Source organism: Nonomuraea sp. B1E8 (assembly GCF_039871515.1).
GTDB lineage: Bacteria > Actinomycetota > Actinomycetes > Streptosporangiales > Streptosporangiaceae > Nonomuraea.
Window position 1 is genome coordinate 120,353 of sequence record NZ_JBDPLS010000016.1, and the last position, 21,788, is coordinate 142,140.

At 71.3% G+C, this 21,788-nt stretch carries 16 protein-coding genes; 8 read left to right on the forward strand and 8 right to left on the reverse strand.

What is annotated here, in order from left to right; translation table 11 throughout:
• Window positions 1–74 precede the first annotated feature (74 nt).
• From ABGA98_RS38710 to ABGA98_RS38730, 5 genes are all read right to left on the reverse strand, one after another.
• A complete protein-coding gene (locus ABGA98_RS38710) occupies window positions 75–2,183 on the reverse strand; it encodes an FtsX-like permease family protein (protein WP_347623489.1) in 2,109 nt (702 codons plus the stop codon).
• Window positions 2,183–5,353: an FtsX-like permease family protein gene (locus ABGA98_RS38715; RefSeq protein ID WP_347623428.1), complete on the reverse strand. Its 3,171-nt coding sequence runs from the start codon at window positions 5,351–5,353 to the stop codon at window positions 2,183–2,185. The genes ABGA98_RS38710 and ABGA98_RS38715 overlap by 1 nt, the downstream gene beginning before the upstream one ends.
• A 16-nt stretch (window positions 5,354–5,369) precedes the next feature.
• Window positions 5,370–6,098 (reverse strand): ABC transporter ATP-binding protein, encoded by a 729-nt coding sequence (locus ABGA98_RS38720; protein ID WP_347623429.1) that lies wholly within the window; start codon window positions 6,096–6,098, stop codon window positions 5,370–5,372.
• On the reverse strand, window positions 6,095–7,027 hold the full coding sequence (locus tag ABGA98_RS38725) for an ABC transporter ATP-binding protein (RefSeq protein WP_347623430.1): 933 nt from the start codon (window positions 7,025–7,027) through the stop codon (window positions 6,095–6,097). The genes ABGA98_RS38720 and ABGA98_RS38725 overlap by 4 nt, the downstream gene beginning before the upstream one ends.
• Window positions 7,028–7,168: 141 nt before the next feature.
• Window positions 7,169–7,687 carry a MarR family transcriptional regulator gene (locus ABGA98_RS38730; protein WP_347623431.1) on the reverse strand — a complete coding sequence of 173 codons (519 nt, stop codon included), beginning with the start codon at window positions 7,685–7,687 and terminating at the stop codon, window positions 7,169–7,171.
• 246 nt (window positions 7,688–7,933) lie between these two features.
• Between ABGA98_RS38730 and ABGA98_RS38735 the strand changes: the two genes are divergently transcribed.
• Window positions 7,934–9,487: a PHB depolymerase family esterase gene (locus ABGA98_RS38735; protein ID WP_347623432.1), complete on the forward strand. Its 1,554-nt coding sequence runs from the start codon at window positions 7,934–7,936 to the stop codon at window positions 9,485–9,487.
• Window positions 9,488–9,754: 267 nt separating this feature from the next.
• On the opposite strand, the gene ABGA98_RS38740 is transcribed toward ABGA98_RS38735, so the two are convergent.
• Window positions 9,755–10,924, reverse strand: coding sequence for an ROK family transcriptional regulator (locus tag ABGA98_RS38740; RefSeq protein WP_347623433.1), 1,170 nt, complete (start codon window positions 10,922–10,924; stop codon window positions 9,755–9,757).
• 197 nt (window positions 10,925–11,121) lie between these two features.
• Here ABGA98_RS38740 and ABGA98_RS38745 point away from each other — a divergent pair, with 197 nt between their 5' ends.
• A complete protein-coding gene (locus tag ABGA98_RS38745) occupies window positions 11,122–12,087 on the forward strand; it encodes a hypothetical protein (protein WP_347623434.1) in 966 nt (321 codons plus the stop codon).
• 9 nt (window positions 12,088–12,096) lie between these two features.
• Complete coding sequence (locus ABGA98_RS38750) at window positions 12,097–12,969, forward strand: NAD(P)-dependent oxidoreductase (protein ID WP_347623435.1); 873 nt, start codon at window positions 12,097–12,099, stop codon at window positions 12,967–12,969.
• Between the two features lie 18 nt (window positions 12,970–12,987).
• On the opposite strand, the gene ABGA98_RS38755 is transcribed toward ABGA98_RS38750, so the two are convergent.
• The gene (locus ABGA98_RS38755; protein WP_347623436.1) at window positions 12,988–13,896 is read right to left on the reverse strand and encodes a dihydrodipicolinate synthase family protein; all 909 of its coding nucleotides are present in this window, start codon (window positions 13,894–13,896) and stop codon (window positions 12,988–12,990) included.
• Window positions 13,893–15,002 (reverse strand): mandelate racemase/muconate lactonizing enzyme family protein, encoded by a 1,110-nt coding sequence (locus ABGA98_RS38760; RefSeq protein ID WP_347623437.1) that lies wholly within the window; start codon window positions 15,000–15,002, stop codon window positions 13,893–13,895. The genes ABGA98_RS38755 and ABGA98_RS38760 overlap by 4 nt, the downstream gene beginning before the upstream one ends.
• 216 nt (window positions 15,003–15,218) lie before the next feature.
• Here ABGA98_RS38760 and ABGA98_RS38765 point away from each other — a divergent pair, with 216 nt between their 5' ends.
• From ABGA98_RS38765 to ABGA98_RS38785, 5 genes are read left to right on the forward strand one after another with little or no spacing between them, the layout of a single operon-like run.
• Window positions 15,219–16,784 carry an ABC transporter substrate-binding protein gene (locus ABGA98_RS38765; RefSeq protein ID WP_347623438.1) on the forward strand — a complete coding sequence of 522 codons (1,566 nt, stop codon included), beginning with the start codon at window positions 15,219–15,221 and terminating at the stop codon, window positions 16,782–16,784.
• 3 nt (window positions 16,785–16,787) lie between these two features.
• A complete protein-coding gene (locus ABGA98_RS38770) occupies window positions 16,788–17,744 on the forward strand; it encodes an ABC transporter permease (RefSeq protein WP_347623439.1) in 957 nt (318 codons plus the stop codon).
• Window positions 17,741–18,553, forward strand: coding sequence for an ABC transporter permease (locus tag ABGA98_RS38775; RefSeq protein WP_347623440.1), 813 nt, complete (start codon window positions 17,741–17,743; stop codon window positions 18,551–18,553). The genes ABGA98_RS38770 and ABGA98_RS38775 overlap by 4 nt, the downstream gene beginning before the upstream one ends.
• A gap of 15 nt (window positions 18,554–18,568) precedes the next feature.
• The gene (locus tag ABGA98_RS38780; RefSeq protein ID WP_347623441.1) at window positions 18,569–20,647 is read left to right on the forward strand and encodes an ABC transporter ATP-binding protein; all 2,079 of its coding nucleotides are present in this window, start codon (window positions 18,569–18,571) and stop codon (window positions 20,645–20,647) included.
• The gene (locus tag ABGA98_RS38785) at window positions 20,644–21,786 is read left to right on the forward strand and encodes a mandelate racemase/muconate lactonizing enzyme family protein (protein ID WP_347623442.1); all 1,143 of its coding nucleotides are present in this window, start codon (window positions 20,644–20,646) and stop codon (window positions 21,784–21,786) included. Before ABGA98_RS38780 ends, ABGA98_RS38785 begins: the two co-directional genes overlap by 4 nt.
• Window positions 21,787–21,788: the final 2 nt, after the last annotated feature.

Genomic DNA, 21,788 nt, shown 5'->3' on the forward strand with positions numbered 1-21,788 from the left:
TAAAAAGTCAACAACTGGCGGAGGTACGCGGCCCGCGCGGCGCCGAAAATGCTCCCTGGCGTTTGACCTGGCTGTCAGCTGTCGCCCGCGCGGAGCACCTCGCTCAGCCGTCGTCGGCGGCGTAGCGCCGATTCGACGGGCACCACGACGGCGACCGCCGCCAGGAACACGACCGCCACCAGGCCGAGCCCCCACCACGGCAATGCCAGGGCCGGATCGGCGCCGGTGAGCAGGTGCAGGGCGAGCGAGCCGAACGTCAGGCGGGCGAGCAGCACCCCGAGCAGCGGTCCGCCCGCAGCGGCGACCACCACCGGCGGCAGCAGTTCTCCCGCGGCGACCCAGCGAGCCTCCCGGGGCCGCAGCCCGAGGGTGCGCAGCCGGGTCAGGGTCTGCCATCGCTCCGGCGCGCCGGCTGCCGTGCCGAGAGCGAGTCCCAGCAGGCCCAGAACCGGCAGGGTTACAGCCGAGACCCACGCCAACCGCAGCAGCCCCGAGGCCAGCGGCCCATCCGCAGTCCCATGGCCGGCAGCGGAACCGAAGGTGAGCGCGTACGAGGCCAAGGCCACGGAGGTCACGAGCACCAGCAGCGGTAGCACCCGGGCCGAGGTCGCCGCCGCCCTCGCGGCCCCGAACACCGCCAGCGGCCGGCGCGAGCGCAGAAGCCGCTTGAGCACGAAGCGCATCGCGAGGGGCAGCACCCGCGCCAGCATGAGCGCGCCTGCGAGCGCGCAGAGGGCGGGCGCGCTCGCGGGCAGCACCCCGCCACCGATGCCACGCTGGTACAGAGCGACGAGGGCGCCGGACGCGGCCGCCAGCACCCCGGTCTCGAGAGCGGCCCGCCGCAGTCGTGCGGTGTTACGCACCCACCGCCGCGCAGTCCGGTTGGCCGGGACGCGGCGATCCCGGGTGGCGCGGGCGGCGGTGACCGTGCCGAACGCCGGTCCGGCGGCGACGGCGGTGACCACCACGGGAGCCGTCCATTCCCAGGAGACCCCCGGCGCGACGGCCCGGGCCAGGCCGAGCCCGGCCGCCGCGGCCAGCAGCGCCATCACGGCGGATTCGAGCAGCAGCTCGGCACCGATCACCGGTAGTGACATCCCTCGCTGCCGGGCGGCGGTCAGGGCGGGGGCACGGCGGTGTACCAGCAGGTCGGCGGCGAGCAGCAGGACCAGCACGGCGAGGGCGAGCAGGGTGATGAGCAGGAGCGACGCTTGCGCGGACGCGGCGTCGACCTGGGAGCTCACGTTCCGCAACACTCCGTCGAGCCGGGTCTCCCACTTCAGCGAGCCGTCCCGGGCGCCGGAGGAGCCGGAGGCCGCCTTGAGCGCGACCACCTTCGCGGCGACCGACGGGACCGCGTCCCAGGTGAGCCGGGTCGGGTCGGGCGTGAACCAGACGGTGCGCCGCAACTCGTCCTGGGCGAAGGCGAGCCGGGCGTCGGGCAGCGAGTCGCGTGACAGCAGCCCGGCGAACCGGGTGATTCCAGTGCCGTCCGCGCCGGCGACGGGGCCCAGCAGCGAGGGGAGGAGCCGCCAGGCGGGATCGGCGCTGTCCCGAGGCCGGAAGATGCCGCTGACCTGGACCTTCTTGACATTCCCCTGGTCGTCTGCCAGCGGGATGCGGGCGCCGGGACGGAGCTGGAGAGCGGCGGCGTCCGCCTCCGACAGGCCCACCTGCACCGGCCACGGCGGCGCGCCGTAGGGAACCGTCGCCGTCACGGAGGCGGTGGGCCGGGGCGGGCCGCCCGCGATCCAGGTCACGTCGGGCCCGCCGTCGCGGGCCACATAGGCGAGCTGGAAGGTGCGCAGCACGCTGCCATCGGTGATCTTGAGAGTGGGGCTGGTGACGGTGGCGACGGGTGGACGCAGGGCGGCGCGCAGGCCGGGGCCTAGTTCGTCCGTCGCCCTGGCGCGGAAGTCGTCGACGCCCTCGGCGAGGCGAGGGTGCCGGACGCGGCTGCCGTTCGGCCCGTCGTCGACCTCCATGCGGCCGTGGACCTGGAGGTCGCCGCCGTTCCTGCGTACCGCGTCGCGTACGGCGGTGTCGGCGGTCGCGGACAGGAGCGGCGGTATCGCGCCCGCGAGCAACGTGACGGCCGCCACCACGACGGCGGCCAGGAGCAGCGGCCCGGCGTCCGCGCGGGCGCGGCCGGCGACGCTGGGCCAGTGCGGTGCCGGGATCATCACGACGCCACCCGCAGATACGCGGCGTCGGCGAGCCGGGCCTGGACGACGACCACCGCGCTCACCGCCAGCGCGCACCCGGCCAGCAGCCCGGTGAGCAGGGCGGCCTCGGCGGCCCACGGCCAGACGGGCAGAACCTCGGGAACGGGAGCGGCGCCGGTGTCGGAGCGGACGAGCAGCGGCGCGACGACGCGGGTGGCCAGCGCGCCGACGACCGCGCCCGCCGCGAGCAGCGGCAGCAGGATGCCGGCGTGCTGGCCGAGCAGCACGGTACGGATCTCGCGCCGGGTCATCCCGAGTCCCCGCAGGCGCGCCGTCTCGACCGCGCGGGCCCGCAGGTCGAACGTCACGTGCAGGACGATCCCGGCGATCATCAGCAGCACCGCGGCCGGTACGAGCAGCCGGAGCACGGCCGGCAACCCGGCCCGCAGCGGGCCGCCGGTGAGCCGGGCGGTCTCGGACGCGCGCGTGGTGACGCTGCCGAGGCGGAGATCGGCCGCATCGCCTCTGGCGGGATGGCCGACCCACCACGCGTCCACGGGCACGTCGAAGTCGCCGCCGACGGCGAGGGCACGGGACAGGGCGTCGAAGTCGGCCAGGATGGCCGCGGCGCCCGGAGCGGACGGCACGGCCGGCAGCACCTCGGCCACGCTGACCTGCACGGGGGTGAGGCCGACGGTGAGGTCGAGCGGGGAGCCGCGCCGGACGCCCACCTCGTCGGCGAAGCGGGCGGAGACGGCGACGGGCACCGGTCCCGGGGCGGGGAAGGCGGTGGCGACCAGGGTCCTGGCGGCGTCTGGCGGGCCCTTCAGCGCGACGGTCGTGGTCATCCTCAGCTCGGTGCCCGCGGAGGTGCCGGTCAGGGCGACGGCCGGATTGCCGAGCTGCCCGGGGGCCGGCCCGGCCGAGGTTGCGGTCCAGGGCGATGCCCCGGAGCCCGCTCCCGCCACGGTGAGCGTCACGGCGACGTGGCTGTCGCCCGCCGGAGGTTCCGCCAGGGCATCGGAATGGCCGGTGCCCACGTTCCCCGTCGCGATCGCGAACGGCAGGGACACCGCGACCAGCCGGAGCCCTTCGGCCGTCGCGCAGTCCGGCAGCGGATGTGCTTTGCCGTCGAGCGGGACGGGCGCTCCGGTGCACGGAGTACGCAGCCCTGTCGCATCCTGCAGCAGCAGCCGGGGCGTCACGGTCAGCGGCGTCGGACCGGTCGCGTTCCCGGCCAGGGAGAGCACTGCTCCGGCCGGGACGGGAACACCGGCGGCGCGCGTCGGCGGCGCGAGAAGGGCGCCCACGGCGTTCCAGGTGCGACCGTCGTCCAGCCGCCCGCGCAGCAGCGCCTCGGCACGCGTGGTGTCCACGGCGATCAGCCGCGGCGGGTCACCGGCGCCGCCGAGCCACTGCCCGACCGCGACGCCGCGATCGGTGGCCGGGCTCACCTCTCCCCCGCTGGCCGCGCCGACCACCCGGCCCTGCCCGGCGGCGGGCGGGGCGGTGAGGGTGAGCGCGAGATCGGTGCCGACGGACAGATCGGCCTGGTCCTGCTGGGAGCGCTGCCACGTGGCGTCGAACCCGATCCCGTACGTGGCCGCCGCGCAGCCCAGCCCGATCAGCAGCCCCGCCGCGACCGCCTGTGGCCTGCGGGCGGCCTCGAACGCGGCCAGCGGCACCATCAACCCCCGCGCCCGGACGGCCAGCCGTTCCACAACGCGCAACGCGGGCCACACCAGGCGCAACGTCACTGCCGATCCGGCGATGAGCAGCAGCGCGGGAGCGAGCACCCGTACGGTGTCGATGGGAGACCCTGAACCGGTCGGCTGATCGCGCAACTGCCACCAGCCGACGGCGGCGAGCGCCACGAGCAGCAGGTCGGCGCCGGATCGGGCGAGCAGTTCCCGCCGCCCGCGCACACCCGCGGAGGAGGCCCGCAGCGAGGGCACGACGAGCACCGCCGCCAGCGCCAGCGCGCCGCCGGCGACGGACAGCACCTGTGCGGCGTTCACGCCGAAAGGCGTGGCGAGCCCGGCCCCGGCCATGGGCGGCAGCCGGGTCAGCCCGGCGTGGAGGGCGGACGAGGCCGGGATCGCGACCGCGGTGGCGAGCACCGCGAGCGCGCCGGCCTCGACGAGCGCGGCGCCGGCGAGTTGACCGCGGCCGACGCCCAGCGCGGACAGCAGGGCGGTCTCGTCGCCGCGCACACCGGCGCTGAGCCGGCCGGCGAGGGCGAGGGCGGTCGCGGTCAGGACGAGGCCGATGGCGGCGACGGCGAGCACGGCGGCCGTGGTGACCCGCTGCTGATCGTGGGCGGCCAGCAGCGTCGAGGGCAGTTGCGAGGCGACGCGCTGGATGCGTACCCGGTCGCCGAGCGTCTGGCCCAGCCGGCGGTCGGCGCCGAGCACGGCCTGGGTGACGGTGTCGAGGTCGCGGCGGTCGGGGGCGGACAGGTCGGGGTGGGCGGTGATCTCCAGCCGGTCGAGGGTGGAGCCGCCGCCGAGCAGGTCGGCGAGGTCGACGATGAACGGCCCGTACGCGTGCACCGGCTGTGCGGAGCGGCCGTCGCGGTAGGCCGGGTCGTAGCCGGTGGCGGCGAGGGGGTCACGCTCCCAGCCGGTGCCCGGCAGCGGGCGTACGATTCCGACCACGCTCACCTCGATCCCCTGGTCGGGATCGTCGGCCAGCTCTCTGCCGAGGCGGACCCGGCTGCCGACGGTCAGGCCGAGCTGCCGCGCGGTGCTCTCCAGGACCACGGACTCCGCCGGCGCGGCACCCGCCCGAGGCAGGCGTCCGCCGGCCAGCCGGGTGCGGGCCGGCAGGTCCTCCACCCCCGACAGGTACGCCACAGCCGGAACACCGGCGCCGGGGAGCGACCGCATCACGGACGACGCGCGCGCGGCCGTCGTCGTCGCGAACGGAGCGAGGGCCGCGGTCAGCGCGGCGCGGGTGTCGTCGGCGACGGATCTCGCGTGCTCGCCGCGAATGGTGACGGTGTAGGCGGTGACGTCGATCTGGTCGGAGGTGGCGCGAGAGGCGGCGGTCTCCAGCGCCTGCTCGGCGGTACGGGTGAGCAGGAGGGCGCAGGTGCCGAGCAGCGTGGGGCCGACCACGGCGACGGCCAGGAGGGCGGCCAGCAAGGGCCATTGCGCACGGGCTCGCCGGGCGACCAGCCTCAGCACGGACGACCCTTACTGATCACGAATCGCCCCGGCCGTCGGAGCGCCCGTCCGGCTGCCCATCAGGGTGCTCGTCGAGATGCCCGTCGTTGATGCGGATCACCCGATCCGCCAGCGCGAGCATGGTCGGATCATGCGTGGAGACCAGCGCCGTCACCCCCTCGGACTCCACCACCCCGCGCAGCAGTGCCATCACCGACAGACCGGTCTCGGCGTCCAGCTGCCCGGTCGGCTCGTCCGCGATCAGCAGCCGGGGCGAGGCGGCCAGCGCCCGGGCGATCGCCACCCGCTGCTGCTGCCCGCCGGACAGCTCACCGGGTCGCTGCTCGGCATGCGCGGCCAGTCCGACCAGTTCCAGCAGCAGCGCGACCCGCCGTTCACGCTCCACCGGCGGTACGCGGGCCAGCCGCAGCGGGGCGCCCACGTTCTCCGCGGCCGACAACACCGGGATCAGGCCGAAGGTCTGGAAGACGTACGAGACCTTCTCCCGCCGTAGCAGGGACAGGCCGTCCTCGTCGAGGGTGGTGACGTCCGTTCCGTCGACGAGGACCGTACCGGAGTCCGGGCGGTCCAGGCCGCCGATGATGTTGAGCAGCGTGGTCTTGCCGGAGCCGGACCGCCCGACGAGGGCGGTCATGGTGCCGGCCGCGAGCTCGAACGACACGTCCCGCAACGCGTGCACGGCGGTCTCCCCGCTGCCGAACCGGCGATGCACGCCACGCACGCTGACCAGGGGCCCGCCGTTCATCCGGGCTCGCCGCCGTCGGGACGGATCGCGACGTGATCGGCCTCCAGCACCAGCCGGACCCGTCGCGTCAACGCCAGCGCCTCACGGTAGTCGCGCGGCACCTGAACCCGCCCCGCCCGGTCCATCACCGCGTACTCCTCCGCGATCACCCGCTGGGCGCCGTCATCTCCGGTGGCGGTACGCCGCACCACCTCGCTGCTCGTGCGCCCGTCGCGAATCGCCACCGTCCGCTCCACCTGGCCGCTGACCGCGGGATCGTGGGTCACGATGACGACGGTGACGCCCAGCCGCCGGTTGATCTCCCGTAACAGCCCGAACACCGCGGCCGACGTGGCGCTGTCCAGTTCCCCGGTCGGCTCGTCGGCCAGCAGCACTCTGGGCTCGTTGGCCAGGGCCACTGCGATGGCCACCCGCATCTGCTGCCCGCCGGACAGTTGCGCGGGCCGCCGCTCGGCGCACTCGGCGACGCCGAGCAGGTCCAGCAACTCGGCGGCGCGCCTGCGGCGTACCCGGCCGGGAGTGCGGGCCGCCGTCATCGGCAGGTCGACCATCTGCCGCGCGGTCAGGTACGGGATGAGGTTGGCGGCCGTCTGCTGGCGTACGAGCCCCACGGTGTGCCGCCGATACCGGACCCGATCGGCCCGCGACATGTCCAGCAGATTCCACCGATCGACCCGCACGCGCCCGGCGGTGGGAGCGTCGACCCCGGCCAGGATGGACAACAACGTCGACTTCCCCGACCCGGACGCTCCGACGACGGCCACCATCTCCCCGCTGTCCACGACCAGGTCCAGCCCTTGCAGTGCCTGCACCTCGACCGACCCGGACTGGTAGATCCGCACCAGGCTCTCGCACACGATCAGCGCGTCTCGTCCGAACTCCGGCGCCTTCGCAGGAGGCTGCGGCAGGGGCAAGGGCGTGATGGACATCTACCTCCTCAACCCCGGCACGACTCTGCTTCAGGGCCGGACTCTATCGTCCTCGCGAATCGGGCCCAAGACCCTTTCACACGGGTGTGCGCGGTCCCCGCGCGGGGCGGGGACCGGGCCACGTGCCGGCCACGGACCTCCTTATGGCCAGGGCGACGGTGGTGGCTTCTGCGAGCGAAGGACCGGGGTCAGGGCCCGCGTGTCCGGGTGGAGGGCTCGGGCGCACAGCGTGAGCGTTTCCGCGAGTGTCGTGCGGTCCAGGTCGTCGATCTCGGCGAGCATGACGGCTTCGATGTTGTCGAGGGAGCGGTCGCATCGCCGGAGGGTGCTCAGGCCTTTCGGGGTAAGGCGGGTGCGCAGAGCGCGGCCGCCACGGGGATGCGGGTCGCGGCGGATCAGGCCGCGTTGTTCGAGATCGCGGATGACCAGGTTCATCGCCTGCGGGGTGACGAAGGCGATGCGGGCCAGGTCGGCCGAGGACGGGGCGTCGCGCAGGCGCAGCTCGCTGAGCGCCATGTATCCGGTGGTCGTCATGCCGTGCCGGGCGAGCGCTTCATCCAGGCAGGCGCGGATGCGGCGTTCCAGCCGGAACACCAGGTAACTCACATGAGGCGGCGGTGCGTCCGGCGCAGCGGCCGCGGGGACACCCGGATCGGTCACCAGGAGACGATATCGCGCGCCGTCAGAACGGGCCCCGATGTAAGTTTCTCGCATCGGTATCAAGGACCTTGATAACAAGTTACTTGATAACCAGGGGAAACGGCTCTCTGCCAGGTGAACGGTCGGGCACGCGCACCAAGCGTGCATTGACGGTGGATCGCGGCCCTTTTATTTTCCAGCGATCGACGTCAATACGCGGCCGACCGATCCGTGGCGCGCCGCGGACCTCGGAGAGGAGGAGCGCGGATGAGACGATTGACCACGGTGCTGGCTGGTGCCTGCGCCGCGGCGCTCTTTGCCGTCATGACCGTGGCACTCGGATCGCCGGCCGTCGCCGCCACCCTGGTGGAGGTGACCAGCTTCGGCAACAACCCGGGCAACATGCGGATGCACGTCTACGTGCCGGACTCGCACCCGGACTCGCCGGCGATCGTGGTTGCGATGCATGGCTGCGGCGGCTCCGGTCCCGGCTTCTACCAGGGCAGTGAGTTCGCCTCGCTGGCGGATCGCTACGGCTTCATCGTCATCTACCCGACCGCCACCCAGTCGGCAGGGTTCGGCAACTGCTTCGACACCTGGTCGGACGCGGCCAAGCGGCGCGGCGGCGGCAGCGATCCGGTCTCGATCCTCTCGATGATCGACTATGTCGAGCGGACCTACCAGGGAGACCCGGACCGGGTCTACGCCACCGGAAGCTCGTCCGGCGGCATGATGACCCAGCACATGCTCGCCGTCCATCCGGACGTGTTCAAGGCCGGGGCCTCCTTCATGGGCGTGCCCTTCAACTGCTTCGCCGGCGCCTCCGACTACCCGCCGGGAAGCAGCAGGTGCACCGGCGGGAGCATGGACCGGACACCCCAGCAGTGGGGCGACGCGGTCCGCCAGGCCTACCCGGGATATTCCGGCCCTCGCCCGCGCATGCAGCTCTGGCACGGCACCAGCGACACCCTCGTGCCCTACTCGCTGCTGCGCGAGTCGATCGAGCAGTGGACCGACGTGTTCGGGCTGAGCCAGACCCCGACCAGCACCGACACCCCGCAGGCGAACTGGAACCGCAGCCGGTACGCCGAACCGTCCGGCACCGTGCAGGTGGAGGCGTACAGCATCCAGGGCGCCGGGCATGCTCTTCCGCAGAGCGGTATGGCCCGCTACGCCATCGAGTTCTTCGGCCTGACCACCAGTTCGACCGACACCACGCCGCCGACCGCCCCGGCCGGGCTCGCCGCCTCGGGCACCACCACAACCGGCACCAGCCTGACCTGGACGGCCTCGACGGACGACACCGGGGTGACCGGCTATGACATCCTGCGCGCTCCCGGCGCGACGGGCGGAACGTTCACCCAGGTCGGCACCTCGGCCACGACCTCGTTCACCGACACGGGCCTGACCGCGAACACCACCTACCGTTACCAGGTCCGGGCGCGCGATGCCGCCGGCAACGTCTCGCCGGTCTCCGACACCGTCCAGATCACCACTCAGGAAGGCACGACCGGTGCCTGCTCGGCCACCCCGACCGTGCAGTCCCAGTGGGGGAACGGGTATGTGATCCAGCCGCTGGCCATCACCAATACCAGCACCTCGACGATCACCAGCTGGACCGTCACCTTCACCCTGCCGGCCGGGCACACCCTGACCGGCTCGTGGAACGCCACCGTCACCACCAGCGGCCAGAGCGTCACGGTCAGAAGTGTCAGCCACAACGGCACGCTCGCGCCGGGAGCCGGCACCGCCAGCTTCGGCTTCCAGGCGAGCAGGCCCAACGGCGACACCGCCCTGCCGTCCGGCTACGCCTGCGCCTGACCATCAGCGCGCCTCCCTGATCACGGCCCGGTCATAGACAGGTGGGACCGGGCCCTGATCAGGGATCCGCGCCGGCGGGAGAACCGGCTGCGTACCGCCATCGTGCTGTGGCAGAGCCGGGCGACCGAAATCCCGCGCGAGCCGGTTCGATCGTGTCACCGCGGTCGGCAAGCCCCTGCACGAGGGCAGGCAGAGGCGTCAACATCGCCACGGCCGCCGTGCATCTGCCGGCCAGGAACCTGCCGCCGGGAGCGTCGACGGTTGTGCTCAGCCGATGAGTGCGAAGGGGTCGGCGTAGAAGCGCTCCAGTATGCAGGTGGCGGCGGCGACCACGGGTGCGTCGTCGTCGCCGAGAGCGCTCGGCTTGATCAGCTGGTCAGCGTCGAAGTCGCGCCTCATCCACCGCCGCGCCTCCCTGCGGATCTCGGTGATGTGGTCGGGAACCAGCAGCGGCGTGCCGAAGACGATGATCTGGTCGGGGGCCAGCAAGTCGTGGACGATCGCGACGGCCTCCCCGATCGCGCGTGCACGGTCGCGCAGCAGGTAGTCCGCCAACGCGTCACCGCTCCGGGCACGCTCGGCGAGGTCATGAACGGACCGCTCTTCGGTGAGCACCCCCTCGCGCAGGGCTCGGCCGACGAGCGCGCGATCGCCGGCGACCGACATCAGGCAGCCGCCGCGGCCGCACTCGCACGGCGATTGTGCGGGGCGGGAGAGCTGGAGATGGGCGATGTTCCCCGCGCCCTCGTTATGGCCGTGGTGGAGTTCGCGGTCGATGACGATGCCTGCGCCGATCACGTTGCCGATGAACAGGTGTACGAAGTCCCGCACGCTGGGATCGACACCGAACCACATCTCCGCCCGGCACAGAGCGCGCTGGGTCGACTCGACGACGAGCAGACCGGGGAAGCGGCCCGCCGCCAGCGCCGGGATGTCGACGTCGGTCCAGCCGAGCATGTCGTGAGCATGGATGCGTCCTGAGGCCGCGTCGACCCTGCCCACCGTGGTGAAGCCGGTGCCGACGATCTGCGCTGAGGCCGCCTGGACGAGGTCGGCCACACACTTGGCGGCCTCACCGACCACGACTGCGGGGTCGAGTTCGCCTCTGTGCGCGATGCGTACCTTGTCGCCCACTGGCCGGCCGCGCAGGTCAACCAGGCCAACGGTGGTGCGCCGCAGGCCAACGTGGATTCCCACGGCGTGGAAGCGCGCGGACGCCAGATCGAGCGGCACACGCGGCCGACCGGCGTCTCCCGAGGCGAGGGAGGGCAACTCCTGGAGCAGCCCCGCCCGGGTCAACTCCGCCGTGATGCGGGTGGTCGTCCCCGAGCTCAGTGACAGCCGTTCAGCGAGATCGACGCGCGGGGCCGGGCCCTCTTTGAGCAGGGTCAGCAGCAGCGCGGCCACGTTGTGCCTGCGCACGTCGAACGTCGCCACGGCTCGGGATGCCGCATTCGGACTCCGCACGGGCATCACCCCTCTCATCGGCCTCAATTTTCTTCACTTGGCAGTTTAAGAACGAAGGTCGACTGGGGAAGCGGGCGGATCTCTCGGAGTACAACCTTATCAGGTCTGGCCTTCACGATTAACTTCTGTTAGAAGTTTATATCTCGGGTTCGTTCTAGGAGGAGCGCATGACCAATGACAGCACGCCCTCGCGGCGTTCGATCCTGCTCGGCGGCGCGGCCGTGGTGGGCGCCGCGGGTGTCCACCTGCTGTCCGCCCCGGCCGCTGCTGCCACGCCACGATGGAGGAAGGGGCGTTTTCCCGGCGACCCTGGCACGGGGAAGCTGGTGTACGGGTCCTCCATGGGGCCGCAGCAGACCGTGCCCGACTTCGAGAAGAGCCTCGGCACCACGCTCGGCTGCCACCGGAGCTACTTCAAGTACGTCAACGGGGAGCAGTGGCGGGACATGCGGCGCGTCGCGATGGACGACATCAAGAACCACCGCATTCCTGTCATCTCCACCAAGCTGCCGGGCCCCTGGCAGGAGGTGGCCGACGGCAAGCACGACGCCTGGCTGAAGGACGTGGCCAGGGCACTGGGCAGCGTGCCGGGCCCGGTGTGGTTCTGCCTGCACCACGAGCCGCGCGGCGAGCAGACGCCGGAGGCCTACCGCGCGATGTACAAGCACGCCGCACCGATCCTGCACCAGTTCAAGAACATCGCCGTGACACCCATTCTCAACGGATGGATCTGGCAGGGCGGCGACGACGTCGAGGCATGGCACATCCCCGAAGCCGATCTCATCGGCGTCGACGACTACAACCCCTGGTGGACCTACGACACCACGGAGCCCGAATACCGCCCGTGGAAGACCCCGGAAAAGATCTGGGGCGAGCCCATCGCCACCTGCCGCAGATGGGGCAAACCGATGTACGTGGCCGAGTACGGCGTCCGCACCGCTTTCAAGGAACCGGGCAAGTCCGCCGCCTGGCTGGTCCACGCCTACGAGTACGCGCTTCAGCAGGGCGTGGTCGCACTGTCGTATTTCAACTCGGGTGTGGAGTCCCCCAACGGCACCTGGGTGCTCGACGGCGAGCGGCTCGACGCCTTCAAGAAGCTTGCCCACCGCCCCGAATCCGTCCATCCCGTGTGAGGACCAGCCGTGATCGAGCAGAAGAACGCCGTCGTGGTCACCGGCTCAGCCGGCCGGCTCGGCAGAGCGGTCGTCGAGCACCTGCTGGCGGCGGATGTTCCTGTGGTAGGCATCGACCGCGAGGATCTCGGGACCGCGACGCCCGGCTTCCACGTGCACACCATGGCGATCCGTGACCCCGACGTGCTGCGGCCGGTTTTCCGGGGCGCCCGCGCCGTCGTCCACCTCGCCGCCATGCCCAACCCACGCGCCGGTCCCGGGCACACGATCTACACCACCAACACCGCGGCGACCTACGCCGTCCTCGACGCCGCCGCCACAGAAGGCGTGCCCCGCGTGGTGACGGCCTCCAGTGGCGCGGTGCTCGGCATCTCCTCAGGCCCGCGCGAGCTGTCCCCGCTGTACGCGCCGCTCGACGAGGATCACCCGGTACGCCCGCAGGACGGCTACGCCCTGTCCAAGCAGGCCGACGAGGCAGCCTGCGCGATGTTCCACCGGAGCACCGGCCTGTCCGTCGCGACGCTGCGCTTTCCCGCCATCGGCACCCCCGATCTGCTGCGGGACCGCGCCCGCCGCGAACGGGCCGAGCCGGGTTTCCTGCGCCGCGGACTGTGGGCCTACGTCGAGGTACACGATCTGGCTCGGGCCTTCGCCGCCGCCGTGACAGCGGAGGGCATCGGATGGGAGGTGTTCGCGGTGGCCGCTGCCGACACCCTCAGCGAGGTACCGACAGAAGAGCTCCTGCGCCGCTACCACCCGGACACGGTCATCCGGCGATCACTGCCCGGCTGCGCCTCGGTGTGGGATATCAGCAAGGCGGGCAGAATGCTCAGCTGGCAGCCGGCGTTCACGTGGCGCGAGGCTGAACGCGTTCCGGTGTGACGCGATGGGCGGCGGCGGTCATTCGGGGCGCCGCCGCCCGAGGGCGAATTCGCCGATGAACCGATCCACCTCGGCCAGGTCCGGCTTCTCCGGGCCGGGTGCCCGGCAATTCGGGCCGTCGATGAGGCCGCGGCGCCAGGCGATGGCCTTGCCCATCGCGAGTGACCGGCCCGGCTGCGGCCACCACGTCTCCAGCCACGGGGCAAGTCTTGCGTGCAGAGTGCGGGCGGCGTCGCGCTCCCCCGCGTCCCACAGGCGCAGGATGCGAACGTAGAGCTCGACGAAGCCCCCGCCAGGTTGCACTCCTACCGCGCCTGCCTCCAGCGCCTCGGTGAGGTCGATGCCGGCGTTGCCCACCAGGCACGGGACGCCGTGCCTGGTGAGCGCGCGGATGTATGCCCCCGGAGAGCGGCATTCGACCTTCACCGCGGCCAGGTTGGGATGGCGGGCGCACAGCTCGGTGAGGTCCTCTGGGGCGAGCCGGGTGCCGGTGTCGCGCGGAGCGAACTGTACGATCACCGGCAACGGCCCGGCCGCCTGCAGGACCGCGGCCAGATGGTCGAGAACCATCTGGCGCGCGGGGGAGCCGAAGTGGGGCGGCAGCACGTTGATCGCGCCTGCGCCGAGGTCGGCGCACCGCCGGACCTGCCTGATGGCATGACGCGTGGCGTGCTCGACCACGGAGGCGATCAGGACCCGTCCCGGAGGTACGGTCCCGCCCAGGTCGGCCAGAAGTCGCAACCGCTCCGCGTCGCTCAGCGCGAAATACTCGGAGGCGAAGCCCGGGAACATGACCGAGCCGACGCCCAGCTCCCAGGTGTGCCTGCTCACCCGGTCGAAAGAGCGGCGATCGATTGAGCCATCCGCGCCGAAAGGGGTGGGCAGCACAGGGCTGACGCCCCGGACCGTCCATGGGCCGGCGCTCACGCCGATTCCGGGAGGAACGCAAGCCCGGGGGTGAGTCCGACGCCGAGGCCGGGAGCCATGGCCAGGGGCAGGCTCGCCCCCATCACGGTCTCCGGCGGTGTGACCACAGCAGTGCGGTCCACGTCCTCGCCGTACATGAGCTCCACCAGCGTGAAGTCGGGGTGGATGGTCGACAGATGGGCGCACACGGCGGTGCTGATCGGGCCGCAGGGATTGTGGTAGGTCACGTCCACTCCTGTGACCTGCTCGGCCAGGCGCATCAGCGGAGTCAGGCCAGAGGTGTACTTGGGATCGAGCAACAGGACCCTCAGGTGGCCCGTGGAAAGCGCTGCGGCCAGCTGCTCCGCGGTGTGGATGGTCTCCCCGCCTGCGATGGGAGCCTTGGCACGGGCGGCCAGCCAGCGCACGGCGTCGGGGTCGGTGACGTCCACGGCGTCCTCCAGCCAAGCGACGCCGAGGTCGTCCAGGCGTGGGACGGCCGCGGCGAGCTCCTCCTTCGAGAGCTTGTGATGCACGTCGATCATCAGCTCGGCGGCCTCGCCGACGGCTTCCCGTACGGCCTGTGCGATGGCAAGCCCGGTGTCCACGATGGACCAGCCCGGCAACGGGGGCCCATCGAAGGGAGCCACCTTGATCTTGCCATGGCCGTCAGCGACCGCGGCGGCGGCCTTGATGGCGAAGTCCCGGGGCCGGCGCCTGCCACCACTGCGGTTGATGTTGGCGTAAACCGGAACGCTTTCCCGCTGCTCACCCCCGAGCCATTGCCACAGCGGCACCCCTTGCGCCTGAGCGGCGATGTCGGCCAGGGCCATGTCAAGGCCACCGATGACGGTGCGCCGCAGGAATCGCGTACGTCGGTCGCCGTAGAGCGTGCACTCGCGGCGCAGGCGGTCGCAGAGGTCCTGCCCACCGGCCACCGCATCGGTCCCCAGCACTCGCGACGCCAGTTGCGCGACGGTCTCCGGCACCTGTTCCGGCCACCCGCTGTCGGAGCACTCCCCCGTTCCCACCAGACCACCCTCGGTCTCGACCTCGAGGAACATCCACGTCGATCTCTGGGTCGCGCGGAAACGGCGCAGGCGGAGGTCGTTGATGCGCAGACTCATATGGGCTCTCCACTGGACAGGCTATAATTTTCTGTCTGAAGATAATAGTCAAAGACATGGAGCGTCAACGCTCATTCATCGCGGCCCTGCTTGCACTGAACGCCTTGACGCCACCGTTGCCCACATATTAACTTCTAGCAGGAATTAACTAGTTGAGCAGCCGGAAGGCACAGCCGAACGGCCTTGCCCGCCGACGCGCGACGGAGGGATTCCACCATGAGCAACCATCCCGACCACCTGCCGCGGCGAGACCTCCTACGCTGGGGCGTCGCCGGCATGGCGCTGCTAAGCGCGGGAGTCAGCGGCTGTACGTCCGCCGTCGAGCTCGAAGCCAGGAGCAAGAGCGCCAGAGGGGGCTCGCGCGGCGGCCGGCTCGTCATCGCGCAGGGCACCGACATCATCCCCAAGACCGTGGTCAACCAGTCCGCCCAGAACGCCACGTGGCGCAGGCAGGTCTTCAACAGCTTGATCCGCCTCGACAGGAAAACTCACGAGATCCTCCCTGAGCTGGCCACCGCGTGGGAGACGAGCGACGGGGACCGCGTCATCACCCTGAGCCTGCGCGACGGCGTCAGTTGGCACTCCGGCCGCCCCTTCAGTGCCGATGATGTGCGCTTCTCCATGGAGTTCCAGCGCGACATGCAGCCGCCGTTCGCCTTCGCCTGGCTGCTCAAGCGGCTCGCTGAGGTCAAGGCGGTGGACGCCAGAACTGTCCGGCTGGCTTTCGACGAGCCGGTGAACAACCTCTTCGACGCGCTGTCCTTGATGATCGTCCTGGATCGGGAGTCGGCCACGGAGCTCATGACCGGCGCCAAGGTGATCGGCACCGGCCCCTTCACCTTCGGCGAGTACCGGCAGGGCACCAGCCTGCGACTCGACCGCAACGCGGAGTACTGGGAATCCGGCCGCCCGGCTCTCGACGGTGTCCTGGTACGGGTGATCACCAAACCCGAGGCCCGCATGTCCGCACTGCGCTCCGGACAGGTGCACCTGGCCACGGGGGTCGGCCCCATGGAGCTCAAGCAGGTGGAGTCCGACCGGAAATTCACCGTCACCCCTTACGACACCTACAGCTCCGGTGTCTATCTCGGCTGCAACGTCAACGCGGGACCGCTGAAGGACAAGCGGGTACGGCAGGCGATCCACTACGCGCTGGACCGCGGCAGGATCAGCGACGAGATCTACCGCGGTAAGGCCACCCCGAACGCCACCGCCTGGTCGGCCACCAGCCCGGCCTACAATCAGCGGCTCGCCGACTACTACGCCCGCGACCTTTCCCGCGCCCGAAGCATGCTCAAGGAGGCCGGAGCCGAGGGCACCGAACTGGTGCTGGAATCGGCGCAGGCTGTGAGCAAGGTTGCCGAGGTCGTCGAGTTCAACCTGCGCGAGGCCGGGCTGCAACCGCGACTGCGCGTGCTCAACGCCACCCAGCAGCAGGAGCGCATCGAGAGCCGTACCTTCGAAGGCATGTTCATGGGCCAGCACGGCTACACCAACCTCTCCCCCGCCAACCTCCTCTACAGCGCCATGCCGTACCGGACCACGCAGAACCTGTTCAACTTCGCATCTGCGCAGTACGAGAAGCTCGCCGCGGCCACTTTGCGCGCTGCAGGAAAGGACGAACAGCGCGCCGCTTATGACGCCGTCACTGAGTTCGTCCTGGACGCGGCCTTCTGCTGTGACCTCGTGCACGCCACACCCACCGCCGTCACCCGCGGTGTCTCCCATTGGGACTACTCTGTCTGGGACGACGTGTTCCTGGGCGAATCCACGGTGGTCTGACACGTGTTGCCCTACCTCGCCCGCCGGCTCCCGACCGCGGCGCTCACCGTCATCCTGACCTCGATCGTCGTGTTCCTGTTGGTGGGCCTGCTGCCCGGCAGCCCCGCCTCGGTCATCCTCGGCGAACAGGCCGATCCTGCCGCCGTTGCCGCCCTGGAAGAGCGCATGGGCCTGGACCAGCCTCTGCTGTGGCAGTACACGGACTGGGCCTACGGCCTCGTCACCGGCGACCTCGGCACCTCCTACATCTCCGGCGCGCCGATCGTCGAGACCCTCGGCGCGGCGGCGGGCGCCACCGTGGAGCTGGCTCTCGCCAGCCTGGTCGTCACGGCGATCACCGGGGCGATATTCGGCATCGCCGCGGCCACCGTACGACGGCGGGTGCCGCAGGCACTGCTCCGCGGCGCCAGCGCGCTCATCTTCGGCGTGCCCGAGTACGTCCTGGGCATCCTGCTGATCCTGCTCTTCGGGATCACTGTGCGATTACTGCCAGCGGGCGGCCGCGAGCCGCTGCTCGCCGACCCGGAGATCGGCATCCAGTACCTGGCCATGCCTGCCATCGCTCTGGGCCTGCACTCGGGGGTGGTGGTCGGCCGGTTCTTGGAGACTGAGCTGCGCAGGCAACTGGAAGAAGAGTACCTCGACACCGCGTACGCCAAGGGCGTCTCCTCCCGGCGGGTGCTGTGGCGGCATGCGCTGCCCAACGCCCTGCCGCCGGTCGTCACGGTGATGGGCGTGCGCGTCGGCCACTTGCTCGGCGGCGCGGTGGTCATCGAGGCGGTGTTCGCCTGGCCCGGGCTCGGCCAGGTGCTGGCGAACGCAGTCGCCAACCATGACTATCTGATCATCCAGGACCTGGTGGTCTACTTCGTCGTCGTCTTCATCGCCGTGCAACTGGTCAGCGACCTGATCCACGCGGCCCTCGACCCGCGCGTCCGGCTGGAGGGTGAGGCGTCATGAGAACGCCTCGGGTGCTGCGCGCCCCAGGAGGCGCGGCGGGCGCGGCGATCGTCCTGGTGCTGGTCGCGGCCGGCGTGCTCGCGCCGTGGCTCAGTCCGTACGCACCGGATTTCCAGCAGACGGGCGCGGTGCTCCAAGGGCCGTCCGGCGGACACTGGTTCGGCACCGACGACCTGGGCAGGGACGTGTTCTCGCGGCTGCTTCACGGCATCCGGCAAGATGTGATCATCATCGTCCTGGCGGTGCCGCTCGGCAAGGCGATCGGCATGGCCGTCGGGTTGCTCTCGACCACGCACAAAGTCGCGGACGTGCTCGTCCAGCGAGTGCTCGACGTCAAGCTGGCCTTCCCGACGGTGATTCTGGGAGCGGCGCTGGCGGCGTTCCTCGGACCTGGTTTCTCCACCGTGCTGATCGTCATCGTGATCAGCGGCATCCCCGTCACCGCCCGGCTGACCCGGACGGCGGTGCTCACCGAGCGCGAGCGGGACTACGTCACCGGCGCCCGGGTCGTGGGCGCCTCCCGCATCGCGATCCTGGTGAGGCACATCCTGCCGAACGCGATCGACGCGCTCGTGGTGAACTTCGTGATGTCCGCCGCGGGCGCCGTGTTCTTGGAGGGGGCGCTCAGCCTGCTGGGCTTCGGCATCCAGCCGCCCGCCCCATCGCTCGGCGGAATGATCGAGAAGGGCCTTCCCTACCTGGCGGAGCAGCACTGGGGCGTGCTGGCTCCCATCGCCGTGCTCACCGGGCTGGTCATCGGACTCAACCTGCTCGGCGACGCACTCAACGCGGCCCTGCGCCGCGGATGACCCCCTGGAGAATCCGTGAACGACAACCAAGACCCCCTGCTCCAGGTGCGCGACCTGCGGGTCGACTTCCCAAGCCGGCGCGGCCGCGTGCAGGCCGTGCGCGGGGTGAGCTTCGACGTCCATCCTGGCGAGTCCCTCGCCATCGTCGGCGAGTCGGGCTCCGGCAAATCGGTGACGGCGAGGAGCGTGCTGCGGCTCGTACGCGACCCGGGCCGGATCGCCTCCGGCTCCATCCGCCACCGGGGACGCGAGATCCTCGACATGTCCGCAGCCGAGCTCGCCCGGCTGCGTGGCGGCGAAATCGGCATGGTCTTCCAGGACCCCCTGTCCTCACTCAACCCGGTCATGACCATCGGCGAACAGGTCGCGGAGGCTGTACGGGCACACGGCTACGACCGCCGCCGCGCCCGGGCCAGGGTCGCCGAGCTCTTGGACCTCGTCGGGGTGCCCGACCCCGTGCGACGGCTGGCCGACTATCCGCACCAGTTCTCCGGCGGCATGCGCCAGCGCGTCATGATCGCCATCGCCCTGGCGGGTGACCCGTCGCTCATCATCGCCGACGAGCCCACCACCGCACTGGACGTCACCGTGCAAGCACAGATCCTGGAGGTGTTCGCGCGGTTGAACAAGGAACTGGGCACCGCCGTCGCCATCATCACCCACAACCTCGGCCTGGTGGCCCGGCTGTGCGACCGGGTCTTGGTCATGTACGCGGGCCAGATCGTCGAGGAGGCCCCCGCGACCGCTCTGCACGACGCGCCGCGGCATCCGTACGCGTGGAGCCTGCTCAGGTCGGTGCCCCGGCTCACCCATCGCACCGATCGGCTGGAGTCCATCCCGGGGCGGCCGCCGGACCTGCGCCGTTCCCTGAGCGGCTGTGCCTTCGCGCCGCGCTGTGCATTCGCCGAGGACCGCTGCCACGCAGCGGCTCCGCCGTTGACGGAGCGTGATCCAGGCCACCGCGCTGCCTGCTGGGTCACGGACGACGGGCTGCGCCTGGCGGCCGCCGAACGTCCGGCCGGACGCGCCGAACTCATCGTCCCCGCCCACGCGGCCCAACGTGGCGAGCCCACCCCCGCGCGATCGTCCCTGCCGTCCGAGGCCGCCCGTGACGTTCTGGTTCTGCGCGACGTGCACAAGAGCTACCCGGTGCGGGGGCGCGGGCTCGGCCGGCGCGCCAACGGCAAGGTCAGGGCCGTACGCGGCGTGAGCCTGAGTCTGGCCGCAGGCGAGACGCTCGGGCTGGTCGGCGAGTCGGGCTGCGGCAAGTCCACGCTCACCCGCATCCTCCTGGGCCTGGAGAAGCCCGATTCGGGGTCCGTGCTCGTGCGGGACCACGACCTGACGGCCACCGACGGCCGCATGCTGACGGAGCTGCGCCGGCAGGTCCAGCTCGTCCTGCAGGACCCTTACGCCTCGCTCAACCCTCGGCACACCGTCGGCCGCCTGGTGGCCGAGCCGCTGCGCATCCACAGGTTGGCGGAGCCGGGCCAGATCGAGCGCAAGGTGGCCCAGCTGCTGGAGCTGGTGGGGCTCGACGCGGCCATGGCGGCCCGCCTGCCGCGTGACTTCTCCGGCGGCCAGCGCCAGCGCATCGCCCTGGCCAGGGCCCTGGCCGTGGGCCCGTCGGTGCTGGTGCTGGACGAGCCCGTCTCCGCCCTCGACGTCTCGCTCCAGGCACAGATCGTCAACCTGCTGCTCGATCTGAAGGACCGGCTCGGCATCGCCTACCTGCTGGTGGCCCACGACATCGCCGTGGTCAGGCACATGAGCGACCGCATCGCGGTGATGTACCTCGGGCAAATCATGGAGGAAGGCCCAGCCGACGAGGTCTGTGCCAAGCCGCTGCATCCGTACACGGCCGCTTTGTTGTCGGCGGTGCCCGAGCCCGATCCCGCGCTCGAACGCCATCGGAGCCACGTGCCGCTGTCCGGGGAGGTGCCCAGCCCGCTCTCGCCCCCCTCCGGCTGTCCCTTCCACACGCGATGCGCCATCCGGGCGGGACGGGACATCTGCCGCACGAAGCGGCCGGTCCCGCGCGAACTCGCACCGGGCCGCTGGTCGGCCTGCCATTTCAGCGAGGAGACGGCTTGAAGATCACCGGGGTTCGCGCGGTGCCCGCGCGGGGTGGGCGGCGCACCTACCTGTTCGTGCTCGTCGACACCGACGAAGGCGTGCTCGGCATCGGCGAATCGGGGCTCGCCGGCCGCGGGGCGGCCGTGTGCGGAGCCCTCGACCACCTCAGGCCGCTGCTCGTCGGCCAGGACCCGCTGCGCACGGAGCAGTTGTGGCAGGTGATGTCGCGCGGCGGATTCTTCCCCGCCGACCGGGTGCTGGCCTCGGCCATCGCCGCCGTCGACATCGCGCTGTGGGACATCAAAGGCAAGGCGCTCGGCGTACCCGTGCACGTCCTGCTCGGCGGCCAGGTCCGCGACCGCGTCCCGTGCTACACGCACGTACGACCCGAAGGAAACGATCCCGCCGAGGCCGCGCGGGCCTGCGCGGAACTGCGCGAGGCTGGATGGCGGGCGCTGCGACTGGCACTGCCCGCGTCCGGAGGAACCTTCGAGCCCCGGGCGGCGGTACGCATGGGCGTCGAGTTCTTCGCCGCGGCCAGGGAGGCAGTAGGCGAGGACATCGACCTGATTCTCGACGTGCACACCCGTCTCGACCCGCCCGAGGCGGTGCTGCTCTGTCGTGAGCTGGAACCACTGCGCCCGCTGTTCGTCGAGGACCCGTTGCGGTGCGAGAACCGCGGCGCCTACCGCAGGCTGCGCGAACGCACGGCCGTGCCGCTGGCGGCCGGCGAGCAGCTGGCGTCGAAGTGGGAGTTCCGGCCGCTCATCGAGGAGGAACTGGTCGACTACGCCCGGATCGACCTGTGCATCGCGGGCGGGCTCACCGAGGCCACGAAGATCGCCGGCTGGTGCGAGACGCACTACATCCGCGTGGCCGTGCACAACCCCCTCGGCCCGGTGGCCACCGCCGCGGCGCTCCACTTCAACCTGGCGTGCACCGCGTTCGGCGTCCAGGAGCAGCCCTACATTCCCCGCGACCTGCTGCCCGAAGTGTTCCCCACGGCACCCGAGTGGCGCGACGGGAGTCTGCTGCCGCTGGAGGGGCCGGGCCTCGGCCTGCACGTCGACCTCGACGCGCTGACGGCTGCGCATACGTCTGTCTGGAACGAGCCGCCGCGCCTGTTCCGGGGCGACGGATCCTTCACGAACTGGTGAGA

Excerpts from the sequence above, each read along its gene's own strand:
- ABGA98_RS38775 (WP_347623440.1), top strand. The coding sequence starts at position 17,741 with ATGAGAACGCCTCGGGTGCTGCGCGCCCCAGGAGGCGCGGCGGGCGCG.
- ABGA98_RS38710 (WP_347623489.1), bottom strand. The coding sequence starts at position 2,183 with ATGATCCCGGCACCGCACTGGCCCAGCGTCGCCGGCCGCGCCCGCGCG.
- ABGA98_RS38760 (WP_347623437.1), bottom strand. The coding sequence starts at position 15,002 with ATGAGTCTGCGCATCAACGACCTCCGCCTGCGCCGTTTCCGCGCGACC.
- ABGA98_RS38720 (WP_347623429.1), bottom strand. The coding sequence starts at position 6,098 with ATGAACGGCGGGCCCCTGGTCAGCGTGCGTGGCGTGCATCGCCGGTTC.
- ABGA98_RS38735 (WP_347623432.1), top strand. The coding sequence starts at position 7,934 with ATGAGACGATTGACCACGGTGCTGGCTGGTGCCTGCGCCGCGGCGCTC.
- ABGA98_RS38765 (WP_347623438.1), top strand. The coding sequence starts at position 15,219 with ATGAGCAACCATCCCGACCACCTGCCGCGGCGAGACCTCCTACGCTGG.
- ABGA98_RS38745 (WP_347623434.1), top strand. The coding sequence starts at position 11,122 with ATGACCAATGACAGCACGCCCTCGCGGCGTTCGATCCTGCTCGGCGGC.
- ABGA98_RS38725 (WP_347623430.1), bottom strand. The coding sequence starts at position 7,027 with ATGTCCATCACGCCCTTGCCCCTGCCGCAGCCTCCTGCGAAGGCGCCG.